Genomic DNA, 7,940 nt, shown 5'->3' on the forward strand with positions numbered 1-7,940 from the left:
TCACTGCCGTACAGCCCCCGGGCCGCTATGGCGCCCTGGATCGCGATGGCGACCAGGTCCTGGGTTTCACCGAGAAACCCCGTGGCGACGGTGGCTGGATCAACGGCGGGTTCTTCGTGTTGTCGCCCAAAGTGCTGTCCTACATCGATGGCGACAGCACAACCTGGGAGGCCGAGCCCCTGATCCAGCTGGCCAAGGATCAGCAACTGAGCGCCTACGAGCATTCGGGGTTCTGGCAGTCCATGGATACCCTGCGGGACAAGAATCATCTGGAACAGCTCTGGCAAAGCGGGGAGGCTCCGTGGAAGCAATGGGACTGAGCCAGGAGTTCTGGCGTGGCAAGCGCGTCCTGCTGACCGGCCATACCGGCTTCAAGGGCAGTTGGCTGAGCCTGTGGCTGCAAAGCCTGGGGGCCCAGGTCAGCGGATTCGCCCTGGACCCGGGGACCGAGCCGAGCCTGTTCGAACTGGCCCGGGTGGCCGAAGGCGTCGACGATCATCGTGGCGACCTGCGGGACCTGGGCAGTCTGCTGGAGCTGATCGCCCAAGTGCAGCCGGAAATCGTCCTGCACCTGGCGGCCCAGCCCCTGGTGCGCGAGGCCTACCGCGATCCGCTGGGGACCTACTCAAGCAACGTCATGGGCACCCTCAACCTGTTGGAAGCGATCCGTCAGGTCGGTGGGGTACGTGCCTGTGTCCTGGTGACCACCGACAAGGTCTACGCCAATCAGGAATGGCTGTGGCCCTATCGGGAAAACGAAGCCCTGGGCGGCCACGATCCCTACAGCAGCAGCAAGGCCTGTTGCGAGTTGCTGGCCCAGTCCTATGCCTCATCCTTCTTTGCTGCCGAGCGTTATGCCGAGCATGGCCTGGCCCTGGCCACGGCCCGGGCCGGCAACGTGCTGGGCGGCGGCGATTTCGCACCCGAGCGGTTGATTCCCGATGTGCTCAAGGCCTGGTCTGCCGACGAGCCGGTGACCTTGCGTTATCCCCAGGCGGTACGCCCCTGGCAACACGCCCTGGAGCCCTTGGCCGGTTACCTGCAACTGGCGGCCGGCCTGTACGTGAACGGCCCGCAATACGCCGGTGCCTGGAACTTCGGGCCCGGTGAACAGGACATGTGCAGCGTCGGTGAAGTGGTGGAGCTGCTGGCCCGGCACTGGCCGGAGGCCCCGGGCCTGCGGATCGAGCCCAGTGAGCTGCACGAAGCCGGCCTGCTGCGCCTGGACAGCAGTCGTGCGCGCCAGCTGCTGGGCTGGAAACCCCGCTGGACGCTGCAACAGTGTCTGGTGCAAACCCTGGACTGGCACCTGGCCTGGAAGGGCGGCGCGGACATGCGTGCCGTGACCCTTGGGCAGTTGAACCTGTATCGGGGGGCGCTGTGAGCGAGTTTCAGGTCCTGGCTCTGCCAATGGCCGGGTTGTTCGAGGTGCGCCACAAACGCTTCGAGGATCAGCGCGGGCATTTCTCCCGGCTGTTCTGCGAGGGCAGCCTGAGCGCTTTTGACCAGCCTTTCCATATTCGCCAGATCAACCACTCCTGCACACGCGAACGAGGCAGTGTGCGTGGCTTGCACTATCAGACCGCCGTCCGCCCCGAAGCCAAGCTCATCAGTTGCTTGCGTGGCGAAGTCTGGGACGTGGCGGTGGACCTGCGCCCCGAGTCGCCGACCTTTCTGCATTGGCATGCCGAGCACCTGCGTGGCGGCGATGGGCGCAGCCTGTTGCTGCCGGCGGGTTTCGCCCATGGCTTTCAGGCCCTGAGCGACGATGCCGAGCTTCTTTACCTGCACAGTGCCGACTATGCCCCTGAGCACGAGGCCGGGTTGTCGGTGCTGGACCCGCGACTGGCGATCAACTGGCCGTTGCCTGTCAATAATCTGTCGACCCGGGATGCCAGCCACCCCTTGCTCGATGCTGCCTTCGCTGGAGTGAGACTATGAATTGCCGCGGTTGTGGCGCATGCCTGAGCCTGCCTCTGATCGACCTGGGCACCTCGCCGCCATCCAACGCCTACCTGCGTGCCGAGCAATTGGATCAGGCCGAGCAGTGGGTGCCGCTCAAGGTCCAGGTGTGCCAGCAATGCTGGCTGGTGCAGACCGAGGACTACACCCGCGCCGACCACCTGTTCGACGCTGACTATGCCTATTTCAGTTCGTTCTCCAGCACTTGGCTGCAGCATGCCCGGGACTATGTGGCGCAAATGGTCGAGCGTTTTGGCCTGGACGCCCGGAGCCGGGTGGTGGAAGTGGCGGCGAACGACGGCTACCTGCTGCAATACGTGGCCCAGCGAGACATTCCTTGCCTGGGGGTCGAGCCGACTCGCAGTACCGCCCAGGCGGCGCGGGCCAAGGGCTTGCAGATCCGCGAGCTGTTCTTCGGCCGTGGCACTGCCGCGCAGTTGCTGGAGGAGGGCTGGGCCGCGGACCTGATGGCGGCCAACAACGTGCTGGCCCATGTGCCGGATATCAACGATTTTCTCTGCGGTTTCGCGACTTTGCTCAAACCGACGGGGGTGGCGACTTTCGAATTTCCCCAATTGCTGACCCTGATGGCCGGGCAGCAGTTCGACACCCTGTACCACGAACACTATTCCTACCTGTCGCTGACCGCCGTCCTGAGCCTGTGCCAGCGCAACGGCCTGGAAGTCTTCGATGTCCAGACCTTGCCGACCCATGGCGGTTCACTGCGGGTCTTCGTGCAGCGCCTCGATGGCTCGCGCCGGCCGGTGCAGGACAGCGTGGCACAGCAGTTGCTGTTGGAACAGCGCGCCGGGGTGAACACGCCCGGGTACTACCAGACCCTGGCGCCGGCGGCAGAGCGGATCAAGCACGAGCTGCTGCGCTTCCTGCTCCAGGCCAAGGCTGAAGGCAAGCGCGTGGTGGGCTACGGCGCGGCAGCCAAGGGCAATACCTTGCTCAATTACGCGGGGGTCAAGGCCGACTTGCTGGCCTGGGTCGCCGACGCCAGCCCGCACAAGCAGGGCAAGTTCCTGCCGGGTAGTCGCATCCCGGTGGTGGCCCCCGAGCGCATTGACCAGGAGCGACCGGACTACGTGCTGGTGTTGCCCTGGAACCTGTTGGGCGAAGTCAGCGAGCAACTGGCCCAGGTGCGGCAATGGGGCGGGCGTTTCGTGATTGCCGTGCCTGAGTTGAAGCTGCTGTGAACGGCATGAGGGTGCTGGTCACCGGCGCCACCGGCTTTGTTGGCCGGCATCTGGTTGCAGCCTTGCTGGCCCGGGGTTGCCGGGTCCGTGCGCTGGCCCGGGATCTGGACAAGGCGCGGCAGATGCCCTGGTTCGACGCTGTGGAGTTCCGCGCGCTGGATGTGCATGACCCGCACCTGGATATCGCCGCCCTGGTAGACGGGGTCGACGCCCTGGCCCATCTGGCCTGGCCCGGATTGCCGAACTACCAGGCGCTGTTTCACCTGGAGCACAATCTGATGGCCGACTATCGCTTTATCAAGGCGGTGGTCGAGGCCGGGGTGGGCCAGGTGCTGGTCACCGGCACCTGCTTCGAGTACGGCATGCAGAGTGGACCTTTGACTGAACAGACCGAGGCCCGCCCAGGCAATCCCTACGGCCTGGCCAAGCACAGCCTGCACCTGTTCCTCCAGGCCCTGCAGCAGCAACTGCCCTTTAGCTTGCAGTGGGCGCGGCTGTTTTATCTGCATGGCCCGGGACAGAATCCCAAGAGCCTGCTGGCGGCGCTGGATCGGGCCATCGACGCCGGCGATGAAGTATTCGACATGTCCGGCGGCGAGCAGCTGCGGGACTACCTGGCCATCGAGGAGGCGGCCGGTTACCTCGCGGCGCTGCTGCGCCAGCGGGCGTTTTCCGGGGTGGTCAATTGCTCCAGTGGCCGGCCGATAGCCGTGCGTTCCCTGGTGGAACAACGCATCGCCCAGCGCGGTTCATCGATTCGCCTGAACCTGGGGCATTACCCGTACCCGGACTACGAACCCATGGCGTTCTGGGGCTTGAACCAGCGCCTGCAGCAAATAACAGGAGCCGAACATGGCGCATGAGTTGTATCGGGTCGCCGACTTGCCGGTGTTGCAGAACCGTACCTTCGCCGATGCCCAGAGTGCCCGCGCCTCGGCTGCTGCGGACATCGTGCTGGTGCAGGACCTGCAGAGCGGGCTGATCTTCAATCAGGCCTTCGATGCCGACAAGCTCAGCTACGACAGCGACTACCAGAACGAACAGGCCCATTCGGCGCAGTTCCAGCAGCACCTGATGGATGTGGAGGGCATCATCGCCCGGCACTTCAAGGGGCGCGAGCTGATCGAGGTCGGTTGCGGCAAGGGCTATTTCCTCGAACTGCTGCGCAGCGAGGGTTACGCCATCACCGGCATCGACCCGGCTTACGAGGGGACCAACCCCGAGGTGATCAAGGCGCCTTTCACCCGTGGCCTGGGGCTGGCTGCCGAGGCCATCGTGCTGCGTCATGTACTGGAGCATATTGCCGATCCGCTGGCCTTTCTGGCAGAGATTGCCGATGCCAACCAGGGCGGGCAGATCTATATCGAAGTGCCGTGTTTCGACTGGATTCTCGAGCATCGCGCCTGGTTCGACGTGTTCTATGAACACGTCAATTACTTCCGCCTCGAAGACCTGCAGCGCATGTTCGGCACCGTGCATGAGGCCGGGCATCTGTTCGGCGGCCAGTACCTGTACGTGGTGGCGGACCTGGGCAGCTTGAAGCCGTCGTTGCCGGCGCCGAGCCGGCCCTTGCAGATGCCGGCGGATTTCACCGCCAGCATCGAGTGCGCCAAACGCATCATCCGCTCGGCGCCGCACACCGCTGCCGGGATCTGGGGCGCGTCGTCCAAGGGCGTGATCTATTCGCTGTTCCTGCAACGTGCCGGCGTGGCGGTGGATCAAGTCGTCGATATCAACCCGGCCAAACAGGGCCGGTACCTGCCGCTCAGTGGCATGCGTGTGTCATCGCCACAAGAAGCCATGGAGGCACTGCCGGCAGGTGCCAACCTGTTCGTGATGAATTCCAACTACCTCGAAGAAATCAAGCGCATGACCGACGGCCGTTATGTCTATCACGCCGTCGACAGCGCTTCGTTCAGCTAATTTGCCATTGAGATCCGAACATGACCGAGCACAACGTCATTCAAGCCTTTGAACAAGAATGCCAGGCGCAGATCAGCGCCCAGGGCCAGGATGAGAAACTCAAGGGCCTGGCCCGTGACTTTTTCAACGAATCGGCGACCCACAAGTACAGCTATCACTTTTCCTGGATGGGCCGGCCGATCATCCAGCTGCCCCAGGACATGATGGCGATGCAGGAGATCATCTGGCAGGTCAAGCCGGACCTGGTGATTGAATGCGGTATCGCCCACGGCGGCTCGATCATCTACTACGCCTCGCTGCTGGAGTTGCAGGGCCATGGCGAAGTGCTGGGCATCGACCTGGATATCCGTCCGTACAACCGCGAAGCCATCGAGCAGCATCCGATGAGCAAGCGTATCCGTATGATCGAGGGTTCGAGCATCGACCCGGTCATCGCCGAGCAGGTTCGGGCCGCCGCCGCCGGCAAGAAGGTGATTCTGGTCCTGGACTCCAACCATACCCACGAGCACGTGCTCGAAGAGCTGCGTCTGTATGCGCCGCTGGTGTCGGTGGACAGCTACTGCGTGGTCATGGACACCGTGGTCGAGGACATGCCGGAAAGCTTCTTCCCGGATCGTCCCTGGGGCCCGGGTGACAACCCGAAAACCGCGGTCTGGGCCTATCTGGAGGAGAACCGCGATTTCGAGATCGACTACCAGATGCAGAACAAGCTGCTGATCACCGTGGCGCCGGACGGTTACCTGCGTCGGGTTCGTTAACTATCAATGGTTGCAGGTTTAAGGCGTTTGGCCGGTTGTGGGGAAGTACCTATGTGGGTTGGAGACAAAGCAATGAATGACAAAGCACCCCTGAGTGAGCGTTTCACCCTTGTGCTGTTGTCCCACAACCGCAAAGCGTTCATGCGGCGCACCTTGCAGTATTACAGCACCTATCCGTGCTCGATCCTGGTTCTGGATTCGTCGCTGGAGGCGGATGAGTCACTGGCGCAGCTCTATCCCCAGGTCGACTACCGGCATCTGCCGCAGTTCAGCTACAAGGGCCTGCAGGACAAGCTGACCTACGGCATGAGCCTGGTGACCACGCCTTACATGGCGTTTGCTGCCGATGACGATTTTCTTCTTCATGATGCGCTGACCAGCTCCCTGGAGTTTCTCGAGGCCCATCCCGACTACGGGCTGTGCCATGGCTACGGGATGATGTATCTGGCCCGGGCTTCGGAAACCAATTACTACCGCCGTGATCGCCGGGTCATGGAGGACTATGACTCCCATGATGCCCAGGATCGGGTGATGAACTTCATGGGGCATTTCCTGCCGCCGTTCTATGCGGTGACCCGCACCGACCTGCTGCGCCAGTGGTATGAGCTGCTGCCGCCGGGGGTGAGTTTCGAATGGCAGGAAATCGGTCATTCCTTCTTCCTGCTGGCCTGTGCCAAGGCGCGGATTCTGCCGATTCCGTTTGCTGTGCGTGAGGCCAACTACGGGGCCTCGGAGCACAACACCAATGTGCTGACGGTGCTGACCTACAAGGACGCGCAGTCGGTGGCCCAGCGTGAGGCATTCGCCGAATTCCTCGCCTCGCTGCCCACCGGTTTCAGTGGCCGGGACCCCGAGCAGGTGAAGCAGATCGCCCTGGACAGTTTCACTGCCATGGCCGACTGCCTGCTCAGCGGGCGTTCCCTCAAGGGCACGGCGATCTTCTGTTCGGCCTGGGTCGAGGTCGGGGCCGAGCCGATACGCTCCTTCGGTCCCGAGCAGTTCGTCGAGATGCCCTTCTACAACCAGCCGATGTTCGATCTGTTGACCCAGTTGGAATTCCTCATGCATGCCATGCCCACCGGGCGCCTGCAGCTCAAAGAGCTGGAGGGCGTGTTGCTGCGTCAAGAAGAGTTGATGCGGGTTCATCCCAACGACACGCCGGAGAGTCTGCGCGCCCGGTTGTGGGAAGCGCTGACCCTGAACCTGTTCAACCGCGAGGTGGTCAAGCGCCTGGCCGAATCGATGCAGGACAGCGACGAGCCCGAGGAGGCGCGCAAGCTGCAGGCCTGGGCCGAGCGCCTGGCGTCGGTACCGGGGGCGGACAGTCGTGCCCTGTTCAACGCGACCGAGTCGGGACGCTTGCTCAAATGGCTCGAGGCCCGTGCTCCGGAGCCGGCACAGCTGAGTGCCATCGCCGCGCACCTGGCCCGTCATGCCGGTGGCCCGCAGGTGCAGATCCTGTTGCTGGACCTGGACGCCGACCTGGTCAAGTTGCAGGCCACGCTCGACAGTCTGCTGGCCGGTCATTACAAGGCGTTCAAACTGGTGGTGTTCACCACAGGCGAGTTGCCGGCCACCACCACGGCCCAGGACACCTTGCACTTCGTCAAGGTCACGGAAAACAACTACGTCGAGCGCATCAATCAGGCCATGGCCCAGTCCCGTGCCGACTGGGTGCTGTTGGCCGAGGCCGGTGATCAGTTCACCGCCAGCGGCCTGCTGCGGGCGAGCCTGGAATTGCTCGGCGCCGAAGGCATTCGTGCCGTGGCCATGGACGAGATCCAGCGTCGTGCCGATGCCACCTTGAGTTCGGTGTTCCGCCCCGGGGTCAACCTGGATCAACTGCAAGGCACGCCGGCGCTGATGGCCCGGCATTGGCTGCTGGATCGAGAGACGGTGCTGCAGATCGGTGGTTTCTCCCGTGAGCTCAAGCAGGCACTGGAACTGGACCTTGTATTGCGCCTGATCCAGGACGGTGGTCTGGCCGGCCTGGCCCACCTGGCCGAGCCCTTGCTGATTTGTCAGGCCCCGGGGGACAAGGCGGAGGCCGAAGAGCGGCAGGTGCTGACCCGGCACCTGGCCGCACGAGGCTATC

8 protein-coding genes are annotated in these 7,940 nt (G+C 63.5%); all 8 read left to right on the plus strand.

Translation table 11 applies throughout. The annotated features are described in order from the left end of the window. Positions 1–320 (plus strand): sugar phosphate nucleotidyltransferase (locus tag BLX41_RS34450; RefSeq protein ID WP_404942740.1); only part of this gene is annotated, 320 nt, incomplete at its 5' end. Further along, on the plus strand, positions 302–1,384 hold the full coding sequence (gene rfbG / locus BLX41_RS04525; protein ID WP_123723937.1) for a CDP-glucose 4,6-dehydratase: 1,083 nt from the start codon (positions 302–304) through the stop codon (positions 1,382–1,384). The genes BLX41_RS34450 and rfbG, both read left to right, overlap by 19 nt. Then, positions 1,381–1,941, plus strand: coding sequence for a dTDP-4-dehydrorhamnose 3,5-epimerase family protein (locus BLX41_RS04530; RefSeq protein ID WP_123723938.1), 561 nt, complete (start codon positions 1,381–1,383; stop codon positions 1,939–1,941). Before rfbG ends, BLX41_RS04530 begins: the two co-directional genes overlap by 4 nt. Beyond that, positions 1,938–3,164, plus strand: a complete 1,227-nt coding sequence (locus BLX41_RS04535) for a class I SAM-dependent methyltransferase (RefSeq protein WP_123723939.1) — start codon at positions 1,938–1,940, stop codon at positions 3,162–3,164. The genes BLX41_RS04530 and BLX41_RS04535 overlap by 4 nt, the downstream gene beginning before the upstream one ends. A 5-nt stretch (positions 3,165–3,169) precedes the next feature. Next, positions 3,170–4,027, plus strand: a complete 858-nt coding sequence (locus tag BLX41_RS04540) for an NAD-dependent epimerase/dehydratase family protein (protein WP_123723973.1) — start codon at positions 3,170–3,172, stop codon at positions 4,025–4,027. Then, entirely contained in the window at positions 4,017–5,087 is a 1,071-nt protein-coding gene (locus BLX41_RS04545; RefSeq protein WP_123723940.1) for a class I SAM-dependent methyltransferase, read from the plus strand. Before BLX41_RS04540 ends, BLX41_RS04545 begins: the two co-directional genes overlap by 11 nt. A 20-nt stretch (positions 5,088–5,107) precedes the next feature. Beyond that, positions 5,108–5,845 carry a cephalosporin hydroxylase family protein gene (locus BLX41_RS04550; RefSeq protein ID WP_123723941.1) on the plus strand — a complete coding sequence of 246 codons (738 nt, stop codon included), beginning with the start codon at positions 5,108–5,110 and terminating at the stop codon, positions 5,843–5,845. Between the two features lie 51 nt (positions 5,846–5,896). Continuing rightward, the coding region (locus BLX41_RS04555) for a TIGR00180 family glycosyltransferase (RefSeq protein WP_259744408.1) at positions 5,897–7,940 on the plus strand (2,044 nt) is incomplete at its 3' end.

The organism is Pseudomonas protegens, assembly GCF_003732485.1.
GTDB lineage: Bacteria > Pseudomonadota > Gammaproteobacteria > Pseudomonadales > Pseudomonadaceae > Aquipseudomonas > Aquipseudomonas protegens_B.